Annotated in this window: 20 protein-coding genes; 12 read left to right on the top strand and 8 right to left on the bottom strand. The window is 38.3% G+C overall.

All coding sequences use genetic code 11. The features are described 5' to 3' along the window. Positions 1-63 precede the first annotated feature (63 nt). Positions 64-1,227 carry a DUF3829 domain-containing protein gene (locus tag J3U37_RS04545; RefSeq protein ID WP_267373493.1) on the top strand — a complete coding sequence of 388 codons (1,164 nt, stop codon included), beginning with the start codon at positions 64-66 and terminating at the stop codon, positions 1,225-1,227. Between the two features lie 401 nt (positions 1,228-1,628). Here J3U37_RS04545 and J3U37_RS04550 read toward each other — a convergent pair whose 3' ends face one another. Beyond that, a complete protein-coding gene (locus tag J3U37_RS04550) occupies positions 1,629-1,994 on the bottom strand; it encodes an ester cyclase (protein ID WP_220219458.1) in 366 nt (121 codons plus the stop codon). Between the two features lie 601 nt (positions 1,995-2,595). Between J3U37_RS04550 and J3U37_RS04555 the strand changes: the two genes are divergently transcribed. Further along, positions 2,596-3,252: a DUF421 domain-containing protein gene (locus tag J3U37_RS04555; protein ID WP_220219459.1), complete on the top strand. Its 657-nt coding sequence runs from the start codon at positions 2,596-2,598 to the stop codon at positions 3,250-3,252. A 69-nt stretch (positions 3,253-3,321) separates the two neighbouring features. Here J3U37_RS04555 and J3U37_RS04560 read toward each other — a convergent pair whose 3' ends face one another. Next, positions 3,322-3,594, bottom strand: coding sequence for a DksA/TraR family C4-type zinc finger protein (locus J3U37_RS04560; RefSeq protein WP_220219460.1), 273 nt, complete (start codon positions 3,592-3,594; stop codon positions 3,322-3,324). A gap of 156 nt (positions 3,595-3,750) precedes the next feature. Here J3U37_RS04560 and msrA point away from each other — a divergent pair, with 156 nt between their 5' ends. The 3 genes from msrA to msrB are packed head-to-tail and all read left to right on the top strand — an operon-like array spanning position 3,751 to position 5,317. Beyond that, complete coding sequence (gene msrA / locus J3U37_RS04565) at positions 3,751-4,287, top strand: peptide-methionine (S)-S-oxide reductase MsrA (protein WP_267328519.1); 537 nt, start codon at positions 3,751-3,753, stop codon at positions 4,285-4,287. Between the two features lie 15 nt (positions 4,288-4,302). Then, positions 4,303-4,821, top strand: a complete 519-nt coding sequence (locus J3U37_RS04570) for a cytochrome b (RefSeq protein ID WP_220219462.1) — start codon at positions 4,303-4,305, stop codon at positions 4,819-4,821. A gap of 58 nt (positions 4,822-4,879) precedes the next feature. Next, positions 4,880-5,317, top strand: coding sequence for a peptide-methionine (R)-S-oxide reductase MsrB (msrB, locus tag J3U37_RS04575; protein WP_294833120.1), 438 nt, complete (start codon positions 4,880-4,882; stop codon positions 5,315-5,317). Between the two features lie 110 nt (positions 5,318-5,427). Here the strand turns inward: msrB and lptG are convergent, their stop codons facing one another. Both lptG and lptF read right to left on the bottom strand, forming a co-directional pair. After that, the gene (gene lptG / locus J3U37_RS04580; RefSeq protein ID WP_220219464.1) at positions 5,428-6,492 is read right to left on the bottom strand and encodes an LPS export ABC transporter permease LptG; all 1,065 of its coding nucleotides are present in this window, start codon (positions 6,490-6,492) and stop codon (positions 5,428-5,430) included. A 12-nt stretch (positions 6,493-6,504) separates the two neighbouring features. Then, the gene (gene lptF / locus J3U37_RS04585) at positions 6,505-7,608 is read right to left on the bottom strand and encodes an LPS export ABC transporter permease LptF (protein WP_220219465.1); all 1,104 of its coding nucleotides are present in this window, start codon (positions 7,606-7,608) and stop codon (positions 6,505-6,507) included. 140 nt (positions 7,609-7,748) lie between these two features. Here lptF and J3U37_RS04590 point away from each other — a divergent pair, with 140 nt between their 5' ends. From J3U37_RS04590 to J3U37_RS04620, 7 genes are all read left to right on the top strand, one after another. Next, positions 7,749-9,230, top strand: a complete 1,482-nt coding sequence (locus J3U37_RS04590) for a leucyl aminopeptidase (RefSeq protein WP_267373495.1) — start codon at positions 7,749-7,751, stop codon at positions 9,228-9,230. A 17-nt stretch (positions 9,231-9,247) separates the two neighbouring features. Continuing rightward, positions 9,248-9,703, top strand: a complete 456-nt coding sequence (locus tag J3U37_RS04595; protein WP_220219467.1) for a DNA polymerase III subunit chi — start codon at positions 9,248-9,250, stop codon at positions 9,701-9,703. A 291-nt stretch (positions 9,704-9,994) separates the two neighbouring features. Next, positions 9,995-11,446, top strand: coding sequence for a hypothetical protein (locus tag J3U37_RS04600; RefSeq protein WP_267328516.1), 1,452 nt, complete (start codon positions 9,995-9,997; stop codon positions 11,444-11,446). Positions 11,447-12,336: 890 nt separating this feature from the next. Next, positions 12,337-13,176 carry a Rossmann-like and DUF2520 domain-containing protein gene (locus J3U37_RS04605; protein ID WP_220219469.1) on the top strand — a complete coding sequence of 280 codons (840 nt, stop codon included), beginning with the start codon at positions 12,337-12,339 and terminating at the stop codon, positions 13,174-13,176. A 2-nt stretch (positions 13,177-13,178) separates the two neighbouring features. Further along, positions 13,179-14,033: a 3-methyl-2-oxobutanoate hydroxymethyltransferase gene (gene panB, locus J3U37_RS04610; RefSeq protein ID WP_267373498.1), complete on the top strand. Its 855-nt coding sequence runs from the start codon at positions 13,179-13,181 to the stop codon at positions 14,031-14,033. Positions 14,034-14,037: 4 nt separating this feature from the next. Next, on the top strand, positions 14,038-14,886 hold the full coding sequence (panC, locus tag J3U37_RS04615) for a pantoate--beta-alanine ligase (protein ID WP_267373500.1): 849 nt from the start codon (positions 14,038-14,040) through the stop codon (positions 14,884-14,886). A 198-nt stretch (positions 14,887-15,084) separates the two neighbouring features. Continuing rightward, on the top strand, positions 15,085-17,943 hold the full coding sequence (locus tag J3U37_RS04620) for a valine--tRNA ligase (RefSeq protein ID WP_267373502.1): 2,859 nt from the start codon (positions 15,085-15,087) through the stop codon (positions 17,941-17,943). Positions 17,944-18,208: 265 nt separating this feature from the next. On the opposite strand, the gene J3U37_RS04625 is transcribed toward J3U37_RS04620, so the two are convergent. The 4 genes from J3U37_RS04625 to J3U37_RS04640 form a co-directional block, all read right to left on the bottom strand. After that, entirely contained in the window at positions 18,209-18,364 is a 156-nt protein-coding gene (locus J3U37_RS04625) for a hypothetical protein (RefSeq protein ID WP_416379983.1), read from the bottom strand. Between the two features lie 65 nt (positions 18,365-18,429). Beyond that, positions 18,430-18,507 (bottom strand): hypothetical protein, encoded by a 78-nt coding sequence (locus J3U37_RS12120; protein ID WP_416379984.1) that lies wholly within the window; start codon positions 18,505-18,507, stop codon positions 18,430-18,432. A 143-nt stretch (positions 18,508-18,650) separates the two neighbouring features. After that, positions 18,651-20,180, bottom strand: coding sequence for a glycoside hydrolase 43 family protein (locus J3U37_RS04635; protein WP_267373511.1), 1,530 nt, complete (start codon positions 20,178-20,180; stop codon positions 18,651-18,653). A gap of 44 nt (positions 20,181-20,224) precedes the next feature. Then, a complete protein-coding gene (locus J3U37_RS04640) occupies positions 20,225-21,607 on the bottom strand; it encodes a glycoside-pentoside-hexuronide (GPH):cation symporter (protein ID WP_267373514.1) in 1,383 nt (460 codons plus the stop codon). Between the last annotated feature and the right edge of the window lie 1,335 nt (positions 21,608-22,942).

The following is a 22,942-nucleotide window of genomic DNA, read 5'->3' on the forward strand; positions in this document are numbered from 1 at the left end:
TCTAATAAACAATAAATGCTTTACGCAAAACTTAAGTTTTAATTCGCTTGAAAGGATAAGATTTTGGAAAAAAAATTATTATTAGCATTAGTGATTAATGTGCTGGCTTTGACTGGTTGTGATGAAGGTGATAATAATGATGTTTCGGAAAAATCTAATGTGTCAACTTCAATTAATTCTTATGATATCAATTTATCTGATGATTCTTTTGATGATAATGCAGTCGTAAACACCGAACCAAATGTTGTAAATACTAAACAAAGCGACGTAAATACTAAACCAGACGTTGAAAATACTAAGCAACAGGACAACATTACTAATATTGTTAAACTTGATACTCAAAAGATTGTGGAGCCTGCTCAAACAACGGCAACAGCTAATTTAACTGAAGAACAAAAAGCGTATCAAATAACTCAGAAAGTATCTAACTATATCGATGCGACAAACCAGCACAGTAGACGCCTAAGTGCTGGTTTATCGGTTTGGTCTGATAGGGTAGAGAAAATAAAGCAGGGGATTGAAAATAAGAACTATCGCGTTATTGAATCCTCACTGCTTTTAAACTCCAGAGGTTACGAAAGGTTACGCCAAAGCTTGATTGCCACTTTAACTAAAAATCCGATTCCGATTGAACCGGTAGATACTCATGCTCGTAATCTAATCGCAACGCTAGATGAGCTTTTACCGATTTGGGCTGAACTGGAAAAATATAACTCCACCAGACGTTTTGAAGATGATAATGGGGCAAAAGGGAAAGAGTTAATGGCGACTTTTACGCCAGATTATTTAAAAGCAAACCAACTTTATAATCAATTTTCTGCCTCTGTCCAACAGTTGGCATATGAGCAAAGTAAATTAAGTCTAGAGTTATTTAAAAAGCAGGGTCGAACCTTAGAACTTTATGCAGAAGAGTGTTTAAATTATGGCGAACAAATCTTAGCGCAATTTGACTATCTTGAAGATTTTCAGGATAAAGAAAAAATCACTAAAGCCAATGAATATTTAGCGCTGTTAGAGGACAGACTCGACAAGCTACAAAATGAGCTACAAATGGCTGAAAAAAACGGTAGAAATATTGTGGGATTTAGCTCGATGATAAGATATTTAGAAGATTTTATTGGTGATTATCGCGCTATCAGAAATAATCCGCGTGCGGTAACAACGTATATGGTCGAACATTATAATCAAGCAGTCGAATGTTATAACGACCGTATCAATCAACCTTAATTAGTTTTCAAACAGTACCTTTAAGGTGTGTTGTTTACCATGTGTTAGGTTAAATACCTGAAATAAATTGCTATTTTTTACCTTAACACTTAGTTCAAGATCTATTGGCTAGTAAATTAAATGATTTGCTAAACAAGCAGTGAAACTTCAAATTCATTTAGATGTTAAATAAAAATACAGGAATTGATTGAGGTATTTGGCTTTATTAGGCTGCAAGTATTATTAAAATATCTGGTTTATTGCTTGCTAAGCCTTTGTTTTGACAGAAGCTTAAAGTACTTTAGAAACACCGATAAAATTTACTGATAGTTAGCTAATTGCGCATGGTTTCGTGGAAGCTTATGTCAAAGTAAACTTCCACGAAAGGCGAGATTTAAAAATCTGTTTTAGCAATCCTGTTTCTAAAATACACTGTTATGATTGACCGATTTAATTTTTTCGACATGCGATTCAATCACATCCCAATGTTCCGCAATTTTATTATTTTCAACACGGTAAATATCACAAACTTTACTAATCGAGCCATCGGGCATGGTGGTTTTATAAAAAACATAAACCATATCGGCTTCACAACTAATATTAATCACATCAAATTTTGGTTTACTTTTAATATAAGACTTAAAAAATTCAGTAAAACCGTCTAAACCATTTTTAACTTGAGGATTGTGTTGAATATAGTTTTCAGCGACGTAATGTTTAATTTTCTCTACATCGCCATTGATAAATACATCTTTAAAGAAGTTTTCAACTAATTGCTTGTTTTTCATAATCTGTACCCCTTATTAAAATCATACAAAGAATATTAAAAAACGATTAATTAAATGTGTTAAAAAAGATTAAAATTCAATAAGACAGATGTTGATAGGATAATTATTTATACACCCTTGCGGGTATGTAGTAGCTGATTTGCCACCATAAGGATAAAGCTATTATGCCTGTTTCTAATCGTAATAGCTAGTTTTTAACCTGTTATGACCGCTCGCTATATTTTTTACGTTGATTTTGACGAAAAACTTGTGACAGGAATTATTTAACCATTAAAGCGATAAATTGATGATTTTTAACCGTCGATAAAAACATTTTACTTATCTAATTAAAATCCCGACTGACCTGCATTTATCATCAATATAATCAATATCTATTGTAAGTAGGATATTTTAAAATATCCAAATTCGTGTAAAATAAAGAAGTTTTCTGTTCTAACTGATCTTACAGCGCTTAAAATCGTCAGCAAAAATAGATTGATTTTATCGTGACTAAATATATTCCAATTTGCACATATTTTTATTGTTCCATATATCAGTACATATCTTTCTAAAAACATATTTATCGGGAATGAATAATAAAATCTTAGCTTGGAGGTAGGACATGTATTTATTATCAATGGCGCCAAAATTTTTGTTAGCTTTAATAATATTACTTATCTATGTCAAATTATCCGGAAAAAGCCAAATAGCGCCAATGTCTCAGTTAGATCAGGTCGGTAGCATGGTTATCGGTGCGTTAGTCGGGGGAGCGTTATTAAGTCCAACAGTTTCTGCATGGGAATCGGCTGGATTAGTTGCCATTTGGGCGGGATTATTAATATTGATTCGCTTTATTAAATCAAAAAATTCCCGTTTGCGTGATGCCATTGACGGTGAGCCAATTCAATTGGTGAAAAACGGTAATCTATTGAGTGATAACTTTATCAAAGCTAATTTACCGGTCAGAGACTTTGAGACGTTAGTCAATATTCAAGGTATCTCCTCTTTTGATCAGCTAAAACAAGTTTGGTATGAATTAAATGGCTCACTAACCATTATCAAGAAAGGTGAAAAAGATATTGCGGTATTGATTATCGAAAATGGTGGAATCAGTCATGATAATCTGGAACAGCTAAAAAAATCGGAAGATTGGGTGAAAAGTGAAATCAAAAAACAGGGTTATGATAAGATTGAAGACATCTTTTGTGCGGAATGGTTTGATAACAAATTTCTGATTTATCCATACGATTCAGTGCGTAATGGCGAGGCGAATAAATAACATCACTGGTACAATAAGATGAAGTAGCAAGGTGATTTGGATTGTTAACCACCTTGCTATCCATTAATACTAACGCAATTGGCTATCTTTACTGCCACGTCGATTATATAATGTAGCGGTTTTGCTAATTTGTTTATCGATTTCTTGCTGACAAGATAAGCAATATTGAACACCCGGTAGCGCTTGTTTGCGAGCTTCGGGAATAGGCTCACCACATTCAATACAAAAATCGGCACTCTTTGTATTTTGGTTTAAATGACGTCTAACATTTTCGATAGCATCAGCAATGGTACCTTCAATTTGTTGATTTACAGCATCATCAGATGCCCAACCACTAGCCATATTCAAATCCTCCCGTGTAGGAATATTGAATATCAATATGGTGATAATTTATACAATTTCAAGTGAGGATTATTGCTTAAAAGAAAAGTTAGAATGATAAAAGTAGTCTGATAACGTTAATTTCAAAAGGTATGAGTTATTTTATCGGAGGTCTTTATGCAAAAATATGAAAAAGCAACATTTGCCGGCGGCTGTTTTTGGTGTATGGTTAAGCCGTTTGACAAATATGAGGGTGTAATAAGTGTTGTCTCTGGTTATACCGGCGGGCATGTGCCTAATCCGACTTATGAGCAAGTTTGTCAGGGAACAACCGGCCATACTGAAGCGGTAGAAATCACATTTGATCCGAACAAAATCACCTATCAAGCCTTGCTTGATATATTTTGGCAACAAATTGACCCAACCGATGCCAATGGGCAGTTTGCTGATCGGGGTGACTCTTATCGCCCGGTTATCTTTTATCATACACCTTCACAACATAAACTGGCTTTAGAGTCTAAACAAAAATTAATTGCCAGCAAACGTTTTTCCCAACCAATTAATGTCGCAATCGAACCGGCTGTTGCATTCTATCCGGCAGAAGAATATCATCAAGATTACTATAAAAAGCGACCGGAACATTATAATCGTTATTACCAGTTATCGGGTCGAGCACCCTTTATCTCGAAAAATTGGGCTGATAAAAATAGATGAGAGTGAAAAAAAACAATGCAGAAATATCCACAATATAGCAGTAAACAAAAAACGATCCATTGGTTATCAGCGTTACTGGTGGTCATTGTCGTTGCGTTATTAATCTTCAAAGTGACATTGTCACCTATTTTAGGTGGTATGGCTAATATCTATTTATGGCATAAATCGCTAGGGGTCGTGGTTTTCCTATTTACCGTATGGCGTGTGATTGTCATTAGTAAAGACGGCGTGCCGGATGTCTTACCTAAAAATAAGAAATTACAACGCATTTTAGCCAAATCAACTCAGGGATTTCTTTATATTCTATTATTTATATTACCCTTATCCGGGTATCTTATGAGTAGCCGTGCTTTGAATGTGTTTGGCCTCATCTCAATACCGGCTATACCTATGCCCAATGGGTTATATGGATTTTTTCACTCTGTTCATATAGTGGGATCGTATTTGTTAGCCATATTAGTGATGTTACACATTGCCGGGGCTTTATATCACTATTTTTGGGTTAAAGATAAGGCTTTGCAATCGATGTTATAAGGCGATTAACGATCCTAAGTTAATTCATATTAATTAAGTTGCGTAAGATAGGTGGGTTATGAATAAATTATTGAAAGAAAAAGCCGTTTCAGCGCTAAGTCCTATGCAATATCATGTCACTCAACAAAATGGGACAGAGCCGCCGTTTGAAAACGAGTTTAATGACAATCATCAAGAAGGGCTTTACGTTGATGTGGTATCGGGTGAACCACTGTTTACCTCGTCAGATAAATTTGATTCTGGCTGTGGTTGGCCAAGTTTTGCTAAGCCAATCAACAATGACAGTATCATCGAAAAAGAGGATAACAGCTACGGTATGCGCCGCATAGAGGTGAGATCACAGCAAGCCGATTCGCATCTGGGGCATGTCTTTAACGACGGTCCGAAAACGTTAGGTGGTTTACGCTATTGCATTAACTCTGCTGCGTTGCGGTTTATTCCGAAAGATGAGTTAGAAGCAAAAGGTTATGGCGAATATCTGCATCTATTTAAATAGCTAGCCAACCCCCCTCCTATCATGCTCTCATTGGGTGATAGGAGGGGGAGATACAAAAATTAGAGTAATAGGCAAACTAACCTTAAATTCTTCCACTAGTAAAATTTAACTTAGTTTTTGCGCTTAAATAAGATGTAACTGATTATCAGGAAGATCAAACTGGTTAGAAGCGAGCCAACCACCGGATAGACACCCCAAACAATACTAATTTGCGCAAAAAGATTGTCGGCAATATAGAACAAAAATCCAAAACTAATCCCAATAATCACCCTAATCCCCATAGATACACTACGTAAAGGACCGAATATAAACGATAAAGCCAATAGCATCATAACGGCTACAGAAACGGGTTTAATCATCTTTTTCCAAAACAGCAGATCATAATATTTGGTGTCTTGACCGGAGCTTTTTAAATATTGGGAATATTGATAAAGACCGGAAGCAGACAAAGAATCGGGATCGAAAGCCACAATGCTCAATTTATCGGGCGTAATATTGGTTTTCCACTCCATTGAGAGCATATTGACATTGGTGATCTGATTTGGATTAGTTAAATCATTCTTTTCAAGTTGATTTAACGTCCAAACACCGTCTTTAAACACACCGCTAACCGCATGGGTTATCGAGAGCAACTTATTGTTACCCACTGAATAAATATCAATATTGGCTATCGAACTGTCATTATTAACATGACCGATATACACATAATCATTACCGTCTTTAGCCCATAAACTGCCTTGTTCAGCCATTAACGAATTGCCATAAAGCTTTTCTGAACGCATATTGCGTGCGGTTTGTTCGCTAATGGGTGCGACCCATTCACCGATAGCCATGGTTAAAATAACTAAGGGTAGTGCGGTTTTCATTACCGCCAAAGCAATTTTAAAACGACTAAATCCCGATGTTTCCATAACGATAAGTTCACTACGGGACGCCAAAATACCTAAGCCGATTAACGCGCCTAACAGTGCCGCCATTGGGAAAAATATTTCCAAATCTTTAGGCACCATTAACAATGTATACATACCGACAGAAAAAGCATCATAATCAACTTTAATTTTTCTAAGCTGATCGATAAAACGGATAATGCCCGATAGGCTGATTAATAAAAACAGGCAAAGTCCAATTGTACTTATTATAGTTTTACCAATATAGCGATCTAAAATCGAAAACATCCCTTTTCTCCTTTACGATGCAATATATTTTAAACGAAGTTTACGCATAAATAAGTTATCCCAACAATTCAAAATTAAGGCAATAACTAGATAGCCTAAATTGATAACATAAAACCAAAATGCCGGATCGAGCCGCTCTTTGCCGGCGTTAGCTTTAAATGAACTGGCTAAAAGAAAATAGATTAAATAGAGCAACAATGCCGGCAATATTTGCGCCAATCGCCCTTGCCGTGGACTTGAGACACTTAACGGAATCACCATAAAGGCCATAAGCGGTACAGAAATAATAAGGGTTAATCGCCAATAAAACTCAGCGTTAGCTTTCGCGGTATTGCTGTGATACAGTTCAGTCATACTTAACTGTTGCACGTCGATCTTTTCATCCTCATTATTCATATCTAACTCTTTAGGTTTGATGATGCCTAAATAGTTATGGAAGTTTGAAATACGAAAATCTTTTAATTGAGCGGTGCCTTCATAGCGATTAGCATCTTGCAGGGTAATAATTTGATTGCCTTGCTCATCTTGCCCAGTTTTGCCTTTATTGGCAATAATAATTGACGGACGTTGATTGTTTTTAGGATTAATTTGCGCAATAAAGACATTGTCTAAATTATTATTGTTCACATTACCAATATAGATAACAGAATTACCGTCCGGGGTTTGCTGGAATTGACCGGCTAACAAACCGGCTAAACTAGGATTAATTTTCGCATTTTCAACTAACTGATCTTGCTTTGAACTCGACCAAGGACCAAAGCACAGACTATTGAGGGCAGTTAAGCCACAGGTTAAAATGCAAAGAAAGAACACAACTTGATAGTTGATCGATTTTTTTACGCCACAAGCGTGCATTGCAACCATTTCACTATCTGCATATAATCGACCGAAGGTCACAAGCACACCGAGAAACAGGCTAAGCGGTAAAATAAGATCAGCCATATTGGAAATGCCTAACACTAATAAAGGCATGATTAAATCACGTGGAATGTTTCCATCAATGGCGCTGGATAAAATTCTGATTAATTTTTGAGAAAAAAAGATCAGCAATAATATAAATAGTATTGCACCTTGCGTTTTCAATGTTTCTCTTACTAAATATCGACGAATAATCACATTTTACCTATCTACTAGTTCAACCAAATTTGGCTATTATAATCTGATTTGCAAGGTTTCGTTATCTTTTTGTTGCTATCGCTTTATGAACCGATAAAATGTTATCATTCACTTTAAATCAAACACTAAAGAGAAAGCTAATGGAATTTCAAATAAAAAACAGCGCAACTATCACAAAACAAAAATCCGAATGTTTCGTGCTGCCAATATTTCTAGATAAAAATCAAATAGATTCAGTAAAAGAATTAGACCTCGCAACCAACGGCTTAATTAGCCAAATGATTAAGTCAGGTGAAATTAGTGGCGAAATAGGGCACACAACCTTTTTATATTCCTGCTCAACTCAATTAAAACAAAAACTGCTTTTTGTCGGTTGTGGCAAATTAAAAGCGTTTGATTTAAAGCAATCGAAAAAAGTTATTCAAGCAGCGGTTAAAGAACTATTAGCGAAAAAAGTAAAAGAGATCAGCTGGGATATCTTAAACATTAATTCATCAATCACATTACAGATCGCTAAACAGTTACCCCAAATTGTTGCTCAATTAACTTATCGTTTTGATGACTACAAATCAAAAAAATCACCGTTAGCAAGTTTAACCAAAATCACTTTACTTTGTGGCGATAAAAAACTGGTTAAACAGGCAAACGAAGCTTTATCACAAGGTAACATTATTGCGCAAGCTATTAGTGCAACTAAAACGATTGCCAATATGCCGTCTAATGTTTGTAATGCCAGCTACTTAGCAGAACAAGGTAAAAAACTCGGTAAGCAGCATGCTTCGTTAAAAGTCACTTGTTTAGGTGAAAAAGAGCTGGCTAAATTAAATATGAATGCTTATTTAGCGGTAGGGCGTGGTTCACAAAACGAATCAATCATGACCGTTATTGAGTATCATGGCGCCAAAGATAAAAAAGCGCAGCCTTATGTCTTAGTCGGTAAAGGTTTAACTTTTGATTCGGGCGGCATTTCGATTAAACCGTCAGCCGGTATGGATGAGATGAAATATGACATGTGCGGTGCGGCAACCGTTTATGGTGTTATGCAGGCTGTTGCTCAATTAAACTTACCGATAAATGTGGTTGGTATTATGGCAGGATGCGAAAACATGCCGGACGGCAATGCTTATCGACCGGGCGATATCTTAACCACGATGTCCGGCATCACCGTTGAAGTTATCAATACCGATGCGGAAGGCCGTTTAGTGTTATGCGATGCCTTAACCTACGTTGATCGTTATCAACCTAAAACGGTTATTGATATTGCCACCTTAACTGGCGCTTGTATTGTGGCTTTAGGTCATCACTATACCGGCGTAATGGGCAATAATGATAAATTAGTTGAACAGTTAATAACCGCATCAAACAGCGCAGGCGATAAAGCATGGGCGTTACCTATTGACGATGATTTTCAAGATCAGATAAACTCCACTTGCGCCGATATAGTTAATGCCGGTGGGCGTGACGGTGGCACAATAACGGCTGCATGTTTTTTATCTCGCTTTACCGAAAAATATCAATGGGCACACTTAGATATCGCCGGTACTGCTTGGCAGTCAGGCGCCAACAAAGGTGCAACCGGTAGACCGGTGGCGATGTTAATCGAATATCTATTAGCGCAATAATATAAAGATAGGGGTTTATGAAAAAAGTCATATTTTATCTCTTAGAAAACAAGGCACCGGCGGATGAGGCGGGTGTTTTGTTTCATGAAAAATTGGCTTGTCAAAAAATTACCGAAGCTTGGCAAACAAAGCAACGGATACTGGTAGCCTGTCAAGATCAAGCGCAAGCTGAACGCATAGATGAATACCTGTGGCAACAAGATACGCAACATTTTGTGCCGCACAATTTAGCCGGTGAAGGCATGAGAGGTGGTTCACCGGTTGAAATTTGTTGGCCGCAAAGACGTAGTAGCGGTAGTCGGCAGATACTGATCAATCTGCAAGAACAGTTCCCGGAATTTTCCGGCGTATACCGAGATGTGATTGACTTTGTGCCGGTAGATGAACACTTGAAAGTGTTAGCCCGGGAAAGGTATAAAACCTATAAACAAGCAGGTTTTAATCTTAAAACTATTCCGATCTTAATTAGCTAGTATAGCTAAGTATATCGGTAAAAAAGTTTAGGAATTCGAGTAGTTGAGACGATTATACCCGCAATATTTATGTAGTATCTCTTCATCACTGTTGCGTTAAATCCAAATCCTCCAGATTTTGTTCGAAAGATACCTTAGATCAATTTTTCCTGACTATTACGATAGGTATAACTTATTGATTAACGAATATGTTTAATTTATACTTGCCGAAAAGGTCAGGAAAGATCAAAAAACAATAAAAAAAATCAATAATAACAAATAATAATAAATTATAACTAAAAGGACTAAAATATGTTGAAATGCAATTGTCTTCTTCATAAGAAAAAGACATTACTCTTAACTTTAGGCTTGCTTGCTTTATCCAATCCAGCTACGTCAATCTCGATATCCACCTTACGAAGTATCGAAGGTTACGCCCCTTATGTAACATTTGATAATGGACAAACCAAAACGGAGTATCTATCCCCTTTGTTGTCAATCACATTACCAAATGGCGAAGAAATCACTGCCCATTCTGATACCTCAACGGCAGCAAATCCGATAAAATTTGATAACGAAAATGTCAAGTTCTCCGATATAAAAACTATCGTCACATTGCCTTCACAAAACGCGAATTACCCTCGACTACCTATTCAAGATGTCATCCTTAATGCCAATTTTTGGGGTGATGATGACGGCGATTATAACCCGGTAATAACCGGCGATTTACAGGTAAACTGGACTGACGGTGACGGTAACGATCTTACAAATTTTGTTAAAAATAATGAAAATGCTGTATTAGAGCCTTGTGATGCACCTTTGAAGTTATTGGTATCTTCTGACAATGGCACGATCAGCACACAATATGGTATTCCTAACCAAAGTTCTTTTATCGGCGAACAACACGCTTATTATATGTACCCTAAAGTCCCTTCTGTGGTTAAATTTTGTTATGCACAACCGAATCTTAACAATGAAGGTGATGTAGATAACACTTGGGTTAGAGGTAAGGGCTTTACGATGAATGATACCAATAATCCGGGAAACAATTTTCCTACGATTGGATCTAACAACTTATTTTTCGACCTTAAACTTGCCGGCTTAAGTGTTGCTGAAGTTATCGATATCAATGGTACTAACGTTTCATCTCTCGGTGGAACAGGGGTACATTTAGTCTTAAGTGAGCATAACGGAAAATTGCGAGTGACATTAAAAGGACCTTCAGCTGCAACCAATGGCGGTAAATTTGTACCTTCAGTTTTTAAATTGTACGCCGATCGCAACAAAACTAATGCATTTTATTCATTTTTTATCCAGCGCTGGATGATCGCCTTCCCGGATGGTCCTTCCAGAAATTGGGCTGAAAGTTCTGATCGTTGTAACACCTTAAGTGGTACATACAATCTACCGGCAGTATGGGATTTTACAAACTCTAATCGTACCGTCGACTCATCCGGTAACCAAATTAACTGGGAAGAAGGTGTACCAGGGGTTGGTGAAATTTACCGTAGGAAGATTAGCTACCGAAACAGTGCGACTACCGAATGGATGGGTGGTTTATTCTCTGAATGGGGTAAGGTAACCAGGGAATATTATCCGGATAGTGATTGGATAGTTTATGATAGTGATTATGGTGACGCTTATTATTGGGCTGCGACCGTCCATAGTCCCGAAAATCATTACGTAGTTGAATCAGGAACCGGCGTTGTTGGTTTCAGAAACGATGATTATGGTAATTTCTTAAGCAGTTGTGTGGCTTGGTAATTATCGTTGTTGAGAAAAAACCTTATAGCAATTTTTGTTATAAGGTTTTTTATAGATAATTTAACAGCCTATTTTCTTGGTATAACGATTAATCTTCTCACAAACTCAGCCTTATTGAATTTGTATTTCTTCCGCTTTGCTTTTTGTAAAAAGTCTATATACCAACGCTTATCCCGCCATCGCTTTTAGCATGTTTGACTACCTAATTATGCAAACTTTATTAAGGCGTAAAGTTGTATTTTTAATTTTGTAAAATAACAGTCGAATTCTAAACACAATTAAAAATCAGTTTTATACTGAAACGTATGTGTTTTCTGAAAGTTTTTGACAAGAATATGTTGTCGTTTATGTAAGGAAGTAAGCTAGATTTTTAATAGATTTACTCTAATTCAAAGAGTTTTATACTTAAACGTATGCATTTTCTGAAAGTTTTTGACAAGAATATGTTGCCATTAAGGTAGGGTAATCAGATAGATTTTTAATAGATATATTATAATCAACACTGTTTTATACTAAAACGCATATATTTTCTGGAACTTCTTGGCAAGAATCCGCTGCCGTTTCTATAGGGTAGTGAGATAGATTTTTTTAAACATTTACAGTAATTAAAACAGTTTTATACTAAAACGTATGCATTTTCTGAAAGTTTTTGACAAGAATATGTTGCCATTAAGGTAGGGTAATCAGATAAATTTTTAATAGATTTACTATAATCAACACTGTTTTATACTGAAACGTATATATTTTCTGAAACTTCTTGACAAACACCTTTATCACTTTTTAAACGCTAGCCTTTGTTATGCTGTGATATTGTTTATATAAAACTAATTCAATTGAATAAACAGCAAATTACGCTATAATGCGTTAATTTTTAACTATTTGTATCTGTTATGATCGTTGGTTTTATTGGTGCAGGGAAGGTTGGTTGCACCTTAGGGAAGTATTTTAGTTCTTGTGGAATCGAAGTCGCAGGATTTTATAGCCGCTCGTATGAGCATGCAAAACAAGCAAGCGAATTTACCCAAAGTCATGCATTTTTAACGCTAGCTGAGATAGTTGCTAAGTGTGATTGTTTGTTGGTCACCGTCTCAGATAGTCAAATTGCCGAAGTTTGGTATGATTTGTGTCAACTGCCAATTGGCAATAAATGGATTGGCCATTGTAGCGGGCTGTTAACGTCTCATATCTTTAGCCAAAATAAAGTTGTTCATCCCTTCGCTTTTTCATTACATCCACTCTATGCAATTTACGACCGCTTTGATTGTTTTTCTGATATGGTTAATGTGTCTTTCACGCTGGAAGCCAATGCCGATATCATTCCAACCTTAACTGAATTTTTCGCAAAACTCCCCAACCCTATCGCCATTTTGCCCGCCATTAAAAAGCCGCTTTACCATGCCGCTTGTGTCATGCTAAGCAATCAAGTTTTGGCTTTGGTGCAAATTGGTGTTGATCTGCTCAACGAACAGTGTGGATTGGATCAAGAGTTTAGTGAACAGGCGTGGCATCCACTATTTTTAGGCAATGCCAATAATGCTTGCCGGGCGGGTATCATTGATGCGTTGACCGGGCCGGTTGAACGTGGCGATGTTGAAACAATCAAACAACATATTATGGCCATGCCCGATGAGCTTAAGCCCATTTACCAGCAACTATCGACCATATTGCTTAATATCAGTCGAAAAAAACATCCAAACAGGGACTACAAACAATTAGAACTGGAGCTGTAACTTTGAAAAACACAATTCTCACCCTACAACAACGAAAACTGAATCAAGAAAAAATCACGATGTTAACCGCCTATGATTACACCACCGCTAGATTAATGGATGAGAGTGGCGTTGACTGTTTATTGGTTGGTGACTCATTGGGAATGGTGATGCTGGGTTACCAAAGTACCGTATCGGTGACAATGGAAGATATGATTCACCACTCCAAAGCGGTTGCCAGAGCGGCTAAAACAGCTTTTGTTGTGACTGATCTGCCTTTTATGTCCTACCATACTTCGCCCTATGATGCGGTGTATAATGCCGGTCGTTTAATTCAAGAAGGTCAAGCACAAGCGGTCAAGCTTGAAGGCGGGCAGGCGTTTTTTGAACATATTCAATTGATTACACAAGCATCGATTCCGGTCATTGCGCATATTGGCTTGATGCCACAATCGGTACTGGCATTAGGCGGATATAAAGTTCAAGGCAAAGACTATAACGACGCTAAAAAGATAGTGCTTGATGCATTGGCGGTTGAGCAAGCAGGTGCGGCGGCTATTTTACTCGAATGTGTGCCGGCGGAGTTGGCAAAACTGATATCTGAACTGGTTAGCATTCCAACTATTGGCATTGGTGCCGGTGTTGGTTGTGACGGTCAGGTTTTAGTCTATCAAGATATGTTGTCGATGTATGAAGGTGTATCGTCTAAATTTGTAAAATCATTTGCGCCAATTGGCGAGCAAATGAAGCAGGCTTTTAAAGATTATTGCGAAGAAGTGAAGCAGCAACAGTTTCCGTCTGCAAATCATGAATTTGCTATCGATAGCGATGTAATGGCAAAAATTAAATCTGAATTTTTCATCAGTCATCAAGGATAATACCGTGAAAGTTGTGACCTCAATTGATCAAGTTCGCCAGCAAGTTAAAGCTTGGCGGCAGTCCGGCGCAAGTATTGGTTTAGTTCCCACTATGGGCTTTTTGCATGAAGGGCACCAAAGTTTAATGGCGGCGGCCAAAGAGCAGAATCAAAAAGTGATTGTGACCATTTTTGTTAATCCCATCCAGTTCGCCCCTAACGAGGATTTGGCAAGTTACCCTCGTGATCTTGAGCGAGATAAAATTGCCTGCCAGCAAATGGGAGTCGATCTTATCTTTTGCCCAACAGCCAGCGAAATGTACGAGGCTCACTTTAACAGTTATGTCGATGTTAATGGGCTTACAGAAGCGTTATGTGGTAAAAAGCGACCGGGACATTTTAAGGGTGTCTGCACGGTGGTCACTAAATTATTTAACATCACCCAACCGGATCGAGCCTATTTTGGACAAAAAGATGCTCAGCAGCTTGCTGTGATTAAACGAATGGTTTGCGATCTTAACGTCGATATTGAAATTATTGGTTGCCCGATTGTGCGAGAAGCAGACGGACTGGCAAAAAGTTCACGCAATAGCTATTTATCCGCAACTGAAAGAGAAGCGGCAACTTGCCTTTATCGAGCCATTCAATGCGCTGGCGAAATGATTGCACAGGGTGAAAGATCGGTTGATATCATTGCCGGTGCTATGCAAGCAATAATTAACGCTGAGCCGCTTGCTAAAATTGATTATATCGAATTTGTCGATATGGCATCATTCAATGCGATTGATTCCCTTAAGCAAGATAGCTTATGTGCACTTGCCGTTTATATTGGTAAAACACGATTAATTGATAATTTTATCTATCAACCCAGTTAGCTTTTAACATATCGAAATTTAACTGTATAAAAGGCCGCTTATGACACAGCGGTTTTTTAATGCCAATCATTCCAATAAAAGCGAAATTGATAAGAGATTTAATCAACGAGTTTCTCACTTAGCCAATTTATTGTTTGGCTATTTTACTGTAGAATAGATAGTATTTTTATGCCTTGAATCAGGATTTATGCATTTATTATGAAAAATACAACTTATAATCCACAAGAAATCGAACAACCAATTTATCAACATTGGGAACAAAGTGGCTATTTTAAGCCTAATGGCGACAAATCACAGCCAAGCTACTGCATCGCTATCCCACCGCCGAATGTGACCGGAAGTTTACACATGGGGCACGCATTCCAACAAACCATTATGGATGCATTAATACGTTATCATCGTATGCAAGGTAACAATACGTTATGGCAATCGGGTACCGACCATGCCGGTATTGCAACGCAAATGGTGGTTGAACGTAAAATTGCTGCCGAAGAGGGCAAAACCCGTCATGATTATGGTCGTGAAATGTTTATCGAAAAAATCTGGGAGTGGAAAGCGCAATCAGGCGGTAGCATTACCAAACAGATGCGTCGTTTAGGCGATTCGGTGGATTGGGATCGTGAGCGCTTCACTATGGACGAAGGGCTATCAAATGCGGTAAAAGAGGTATTTGTTAGACTTTATCAGGAAGATTTGATCTACCGTGGTAAACGTTTGGTCAACTGGGATCCAAAATTACGCACCGCGATTTCTGATTTAGAAGTTGAAAATCGTGAAGTAAAAGGCTCAATGTGGCATTTACGTTATCCACTTGCTGACGGCGCCAAAACGGCAGACGGTAAAGATTATTTAGTTGTCGCTACAACGCGTCCGGAAACATTATTAGGTGATACCGGGGTAGCGGTCAATCCGGCTGATCCTCGCTATCAAGATCTGATCGGTAAATTTGTTATTTTACCTTTGGTTAATCGTCGTATTCCGATTATTGGTGATGAACATGCCGACATGACAAAAGGTACCGGTTGCGTAAAAATTACTCCGGCACATGACTTTAATGATTACGAAGTGGGTCGCCGTCATCAATTACCGATGATCAACATCTTCACCTTTGACGGTGAGATCCGCTCACAAGCCGAAGTGTTTGACACAAACGGCGAACCGAGTGATGTTTATGGGGGAGATATTCCGACTGAATTGCAAAATTTAGAACGATTTGCTGCCCGTAAAGCGGTTGTTGCCGCCTGTGAAGCGCAAGGCATTTTAGAAAAGATTGAACCACATGATTTAACCATACCGTATGGTGATCGTGGCGGCGTGGTGATTGAGCCAATGTTAACTGACCAATGGTATGTGCGAGCGAAAGTATTGGCCGAGCCTGCTATTGATGCCGTTAAAAATGGCGATATCCAATTTGTGCCAAAACAGTACGAGAACATGTACTTCTCGTGGATGAATGATATTCAAGATTGGTGTATTTCACGCCAATTATGGTGGGGTCACCGTATTCCGGCGTGGTATGATGCGCAAGGCAATGTCTATGTTGGACGAGACGAAGCCGAAGTCCGTCGGGAAAACAATATCGCTGATGATGTGGTATTATCACAAGATGAAGATGTGCTTGATACTTGGTTCTCATCTGCACTTTGGACTTTCTCTACATTAGGTTGGCCGGAAAATACCGATGATTTGGCAACTTTCCACCCAACCAATGTACTGGTCACCGGTTTTGATATCATCTTCTTCTGGGTCGCTAGAATGATTATGATGACCATGCACTTTATCAAAGATAAAGACGGTAAGCCGCAGATTCCGTTTAAAACAGTCTATGTTACAGGCTTAATTCGTGATGAAGAAGGGCAAAAAATGTCCAAATCTAAAGGGAATGTTATCGATCCTTTAGACATGATTGACGGCATCTCACTTGCTGATTTATTGGAAAAACGTACCGGCAATATGATGCAACCACAACTGGCGGAAAAAATTGCCAAACGTACTGAAAAACAGTTCCCTAACGGCATTGAAGCGCACGGTACTGATGCATTACGCTTCACCTTAGCGGCACTAGCCTCAACCGGACGTGATATCAATTGGGATCTCAAACGTTTAGAAGGTTACCGCAACTTCTGTAATAAACTTTGGAATGCCAGCCGTTATGTCCTTATGAACACGCAAGATCACGATTGTGGCTTTACCGGTGGTGATTTAGCCTATTCATTAGCCGATAAATGGATATTAGCTGAATTTAATCATACCGTGAAAACCTATCGAGAAGCCTTCGATACTTATCGATTTGATTTAGCCGCTAATATTTTATATGAATTTACTTGGAATCAGTTCTGTGACTGGTATTTAGAGTTAACCAAATCAGTACTGGCAAATGGTGAGCAATCTGAACAGCGTGCTGCTCGTCATACTTTAGTGACGGTATTGGAAGCATTGTTACGCTTAGCACATCCAATTATTCCATTTATTACTGAAGCAATTTGGCAAAGTGTTAAACCACTAATGCGTATCAAGGCTGATACTATTATGTTACAACCGATGCCGACTTTTGATAGTAAACATATTGACGATCAAGCTGTTGCCGATATTAACTGGATCAAAGAGGCGGTGATTGCCGTGCGTAATATTCGAGCTGAAATGAATATTGCACCGAGCAAACCATTACAATTATTGATTCGCCAAGCTTCACCTGCTGTTCATCGTATTATCAGTGATAATATAACCTTTATTGAATCGCTGGCAAGATTATCAGAAATTGTGCTGTTAGATGAAGGTGAAACCGGGCCATTATCAGTCACTAAGTTAGTTGACGGTGCTGAACTACTTATTCCAATGGCTGGGTTAATTAACAAAGAAGATGAATTAGCTCGACTGGAAAAAGAGATGGCACGCATCGATAACGAAATTGCTCGTATCGACGGAAAACTTAGCAATAGCAGTTTTGTCGATAAAGCGCCAGCGGCTGTTGTGGCGAAAGAGAAAGAAAAACAACAAGGCTATATTAATGATAAAGCTAAATTGCAAGAGCAATACCAAGCGATTAAAAGCCTATAACAAACAATCTAAACCGCCCACGACAACCGTGGGCGTTTTTTTTGTCACTTAGCGACCACGCTAAAACATTTAAAATGACAATTGCCACCTAGGGTTTGCCCAGCATCAGTTGCTGCCACCATACCGATTTTAGTACCAACCCATTTCCCTTTACCGAGGCAAATTGACGGGGAAGTGCAATCATATTTGCAAGAGCAATACCAAGCGATTAAAAGCCTATAACAAACAATCTAAACCGCCCTCGATAACGTGGGCGTTTTTTTTATCACTTAGCGACCACGCTGAAATATTTAAAATGGCAATTGCCGCCCATATTTTGCCCAGCGTCAGTTGCTGCCACCATACCGATTTTAGCACCAACCCATTTACCTTTACCGGCGGCAAATTGGCGGGGGAGTGCAATCCCATTTGCAAGCGCAATACCAAGCGATTAAAAGCCTATAACAAACAATCTAAACCGCCCACGATAACGTGGGCGTTTTTTTATCACTTAGCGACCACGCTGAAATATTTAAAATGGCAATTGCCTCCCATAGTTTGCCCAGCGTCAGTTGCTGCCACCATACCGATTTTAGCTCCAACCCATTTACCTTTACCGACGGCAAATTGACAGGGTAGTGCAATCTTATTTTCAAGCGCAATACCAAGCGATTAAAAGCCTATAACAAACAATCTAAACCGCCCACGATAACTGTGGGCGTTTTTTATCACTTAGCGACAACGCTAAAATATTTAAAATGGCAATTGCCGCCCATAGTTTGCCCAGCGTCAGTTGCTGCCACCATACCGATTTTAGCACCAACCCATTTACCTTTACCGGCGGCAAATTGACGGGGCAGTGCAATCCAACTATCTTGCGATTGGCGATAGTAAAATTGGCAGATACCATTTAATCCGACTTCTACCTTAAGTTGACAGGAGGCGGAGTCGAGTTTTGCAATCGGCTGATGATACTCATCAACAACACCCGAATCTTTAACCCAACCATAACGATACATAAGACGATATTCACCGTTATCATAACAAACAACTAAAGCTGCATAGCGTTCACCATAAATAATCATTCCGGCAAAATCGCCCGATTGGGTTGGGTTAAAGGTCATTTCTGTTTGCGCCGAAAACTGAAATGCCGCAAATTTTTGTAACAGTAAATTTGGCGCAAAATAGAGTGTCTCTTGCCCATTACGTATCGGTAACGGGCAACAATTTAACACCAATCCCGCCTCACTATCAGCCAGCCAGTGTGGTTGTGGATTGGCTGGCCATTGCCACTGTAAGCCAAATTTTCCCTGCTCAAAATTATCACTGGTTTGTATTTTATCGCCTGTAGACTCACCGTTAACAAGCGGTTTCGGGTAAGATAAAACTGGTTGTCCGGCACCATGATCATCTAACGTTTGGCCGATCCTTGGCCAGTTATCATCGTCCCAATACATTGGCTGTAAGTGCACAATTCGCCCATATACATTGGCATCTTGAAAGTGTACAAACCAGCACTGCGAATTGGCTAACTCCACCCAACCGCCTTGATGTGGGCCATTAATGGGGGTGTTACCTTGAAAAAGCACATTTCGCGCTGTCCAATTGCCGGTTAGCTTATCGGATCGTAAAACCGTTTGCCAACCGGTTTCGACGCCGCCGGCTGGCGCAAAAATATAGTACCAACCGTTTCTTTTATACAGTTTGGGACCTTCAAGCGTAGGCAAATCGGCGGTGCCGTCATAAATGATTTTGCCTTCACCGATTAATTCGCTACCGTCAGTTTTCATCTCAAACAGTTGTAATTGATGCTTTAGACCACACCGGCTCTGGGCAAAGGCATGTACTAACCATGCCCGCCCGTCATCATCCCAAAACGGGCAAGGATCAATCCAACCTAGCGCTGGCTGAACACAATGCGGTTTGCTCCATTCGCCCCAAGGATCGGTGCTATGACACATAAAGATACCTTCATCGGGAGTGCTAAAAAAGACCCAAAACTTATCATCATGATAAGTGATAGACGGCGCCCAAACGCCTTTACCCGGCTGCACCTGATCATAATCACCAAACTCAAACGACGAAAAAACATGATTAATAATCTCCCAGTTGATTAAATCCTTAGAATGTAAAACAGGTAGTGCAGGTAAATGATTAAAGCTTGATGCGACCATAAAAAAGTCATCGCCAACTCGGATAATATCCGGATCAGAATAGTCGGCGCAAATAATCGGATTATGATAATAGTTACTGCTCATATTAATACCTTTCTGGTTTGTCCATTTATAACCGAAACACTATCTTACTGATGATTATCAGCTTGCTTTTGTCTGGCAAGCAGATCATCTTGAATTTTTTTCATCATGTTGTCATCTAATTTATAAAAGCGCATTAACCACCAAAGTAACAGATAGGAAAATGCCGGTCCAATGGTTAACAGTCCGATGATGCCCATGGTGGCTAGTGGTGTTTGCTCATCGACGCCAGCTTGATAGCCTAACAGACCTAAACAGACCCCAACCAAAGCACCAGCTACCGCCATACCTAATTTTAATGCAAACAGATTGCCGGAAAATGAAAGCCCGGTTGCACGTCGGCCAAATTTCCATTCGCCATAGTCAGCGGCGTTTGCCATCATATTCCATTTAAACGGTTGATACATTTGATGAAAAAATCCAATTAAAAAGTAGAGAGGAAATACAACCGGTAACCAAACCGGCGGCACAAAAAACATCAACACACCAATGGCAAACAGAATTAAGTTAATATTTTTAAACAGTGAAATCGCACTAAAGCGCTTAGCAAAATATCCTGCTGCCATGGCACCAAGTATGGTGCCAACAACTGAGGTAGAAACAAAGGCCGATTTCATCGCCGTGCCGGCTGTTGAACTGATGCCACCCAACATTAAATAGGTGGCATAATAAAGCGTAGCGGAACTTCGCATCACGCCCGCCATACTCGAGAAAAAAGTAATAATAGCAACAATGCACCACTGGTCATTGGCAAGTAGGCATTTAAGATCTTTTTTAACGCTGACTTGCTCATCTTTAATCGGCGTCACACGCTCTTTGGTGGTAAAAAAACAGAGCAGTAACATGCCAATAGCGATAATGCCCATAATCGCCATGGTCAGTTGAAAGCCCAGTTGCTTATCTTCCTTGCCCAGCCAATCGACTAAAAATAATGTGCCGACTGATACCATTAACCCCGATGCTGATGAAATGGTAAAACGATAGGATTGGGCGCTCAGACGATCTTTCTCATCCCGAGTAATCACCCCACCAAGTGCACAATATGGGATGTTAATAAAAGTATAACAAAGCATTAATAGCGCATAGGTAATATAGGCATATAACAATTTACCGGAATAACCAAAATCCGGCGTGGTATAGGTCATCACGGCAAGCACGGCATAGGGAATTGAGAACCAGACAAGCCAAGGCCGAAATCGACCAAAACGGGTTTTGGTGCGGTCAGCCACCATACCCGTTATTGGGTCGATAATCGCATCAAAAATGCGTGTCGCTAAAAACATGATCCCAACCGCCGCAGCTGAAAGACCATAAATGTCAGTATAAAAATAGGTTAAAAACATCGTGACCGACGAGTAAACAATGCCACATGCCGCATCCCCCATGCCAAATCCTATTTTTTCCATGACTGATAATTTCTTGTTATCCATTACAATCTCCTTATAACCCCAATGACAATCGATGTTAAGCCGTTATAAATTAACGGTTTACTGCTGATAACTTATTGCTAAACAATAACCATGAGTTGAGTTTATAAAATAAGTTTTCAAAACAGTATTACGATTTTGCGTAGCGTAATTACGTTATATGGTTAATGTGATTGATATCACAGTTTTATCGTACAAAGACTAAGGGGATTTGGTTAGATTTGCTGTTTGGTTTTGCAGAGAAAAGCGATTTAAAAGTTAAAATTCGGCTTTTATACTGAAACATAGGTATTTTCTGAAACTTCTTGGCAAGAGTTTATTGGTTTTGATTTAAGTAAGAATTACCAAAGATTTTTTATTTAACAAGCGACAGGTGGTTTAGGTTGGTTAATATTAGCTAAATAATATTTAGGATTAATATCTTTTTAACATCTTAAAGATAATCTGATTTTTTTGCTTAAACATAGGTATTTTCTGAAACTTCTTGATAAGATCTTACCGGCTTTGATTTACGTAAGGATTACTAATGATTTTCTATTTAATAAGCGACTGGTAGTTTAGATTGGTTAATATTAGCTAAAGAACATTCAGGATTAATATTTTTTTAATATCTTAAAGATAATCTAATTTTTTACTAAAACATAGGTATTTTCTGAAACTTCTTGACATGATTTTACTAGTTTGATTTACGTAAGAATGACTAACGATGTTTATTTAACAAGCGACTGGCGATTTAAGTTGACTAATAGTAACTAAATAATATTTAGGATTAATATTTTTTATATCTTGAAGATAATCTGATTTTACTAAAACATAGGTGTTTTCTGAAAGTTCTTGACAAGAATTTACCGGCTTTGATTTATGTAAAGATAACCAATGATTTTTTATTTAATAAACGACCGGCGGTTTAGATTGATTAATATTAGCTAAATAATATTCAGGATTAATATTTTTTATATCTTGAAGATAATCTGATTTTACTAAAACATAGGTGTTTTCTGAAAGTTCTTGACAAGAATTTACCGGCTTTGATTTATGTAAAGATAACCAATGATTTTTTATTTAATAAACGACCGGCGGTCTAGATTGATTAATATTAGCTAAATAATATTCAGGATTAATATTTTTTTAATATCTTAAAGATAATCTGTTTTATACTGAACCTAGGTATTTTCTGAAACTTCTTGACATGATTTTACTGGTTTGATCTACGTAAGAATGACTAACGATGTTTATTTAACAAGCGACTAGCGATTTAAGTTAGCTAATAGTAACTAAATAATATTTAGGATTAATATTTTTTATATCTTGAAGATAATCTGATTTTACTAAAACATA

Source organism: Gilliamella sp. B3172, assembly GCF_026536465.1.
Classification (GTDB): domain Bacteria; phylum Pseudomonadota; class Gammaproteobacteria; order Enterobacterales; family Orbaceae; genus Gilliamella.

Coding starts and splice junctions, on each gene's coding strand:
- J3U37_RS04550 (WP_220219458.1), bottom strand. CDS start 1,994: ATGAAAAACAAGCAATTAGTTGAAAACTTCTTTAAAGATGTATTTATC.
- J3U37_RS04555 (WP_220219459.1), top strand. CDS start 2,596: ATGTATTTATTATCAATGGCGCCAAAATTTTTGTTAGCTTTAATAATA.
- J3U37_RS04560 (WP_220219460.1), bottom strand. CDS start 3,594: ATGGCTAGTGGTTGGGCATCTGATGATGCTGTAAATCAACAAATTGAA.
- msrA (WP_267328519.1), top strand. CDS start 3,751: ATGCAAAAATATGAAAAAGCAACATTTGCCGGCGGCTGTTTTTGGTGT.
- J3U37_RS04570 (WP_220219462.1), top strand. CDS start 4,303: ATGCAGAAATATCCACAATATAGCAGTAAACAAAAAACGATCCATTGG.
- msrB (WP_294833120.1), top strand. CDS start 4,880: ATGAATAAATTATTGAAAGAAAAAGCCGTTTCAGCGCTAAGTCCTATG.
- lptG (WP_220219464.1), bottom strand. CDS start 6,492: ATGTTTTCGATTTTAGATCGCTATATTGGTAAAACTATAATAAGTACA.
- J3U37_RS04590 (WP_267373495.1), top strand. CDS start 7,749: ATGGAATTTCAAATAAAAAACAGCGCAACTATCACAAAACAAAAATCC.
- J3U37_RS04595 (WP_220219467.1), top strand. CDS start 9,248: ATGAAAAAAGTCATATTTTATCTCTTAGAAAACAAGGCACCGGCGGAT.
- J3U37_RS04600 (WP_267328516.1), top strand. CDS start 9,995: ATGTTGAAATGCAATTGTCTTCTTCATAAGAAAAAGACATTACTCTTA.
- J3U37_RS04605 (WP_220219469.1), top strand. CDS start 12,337: ATGATCGTTGGTTTTATTGGTGCAGGGAAGGTTGGTTGCACCTTAGGG.
- J3U37_RS04620 (WP_267373502.1), top strand. CDS start 15,085: ATGAAAAATACAACTTATAATCCACAAGAAATCGAACAACCAATTTAT.
- J3U37_RS12120 (WP_416379984.1), bottom strand. CDS start 18,507: ATGGTGGCAGCAACTGACGCTGGGCAAACTATGGGAGGCAATTGCCAT.
- J3U37_RS04635 (WP_267373511.1), bottom strand. CDS start 20,180: ATGAGCAGTAACTATTATCATAATCCGATTATTTGCGCCGACTATTCT.
- J3U37_RS04640 (WP_267373514.1), bottom strand. CDS start 21,607: ATGGATAACAAGAAATTATCAGTCATGGAAAAAATAGGATTTGGCATG.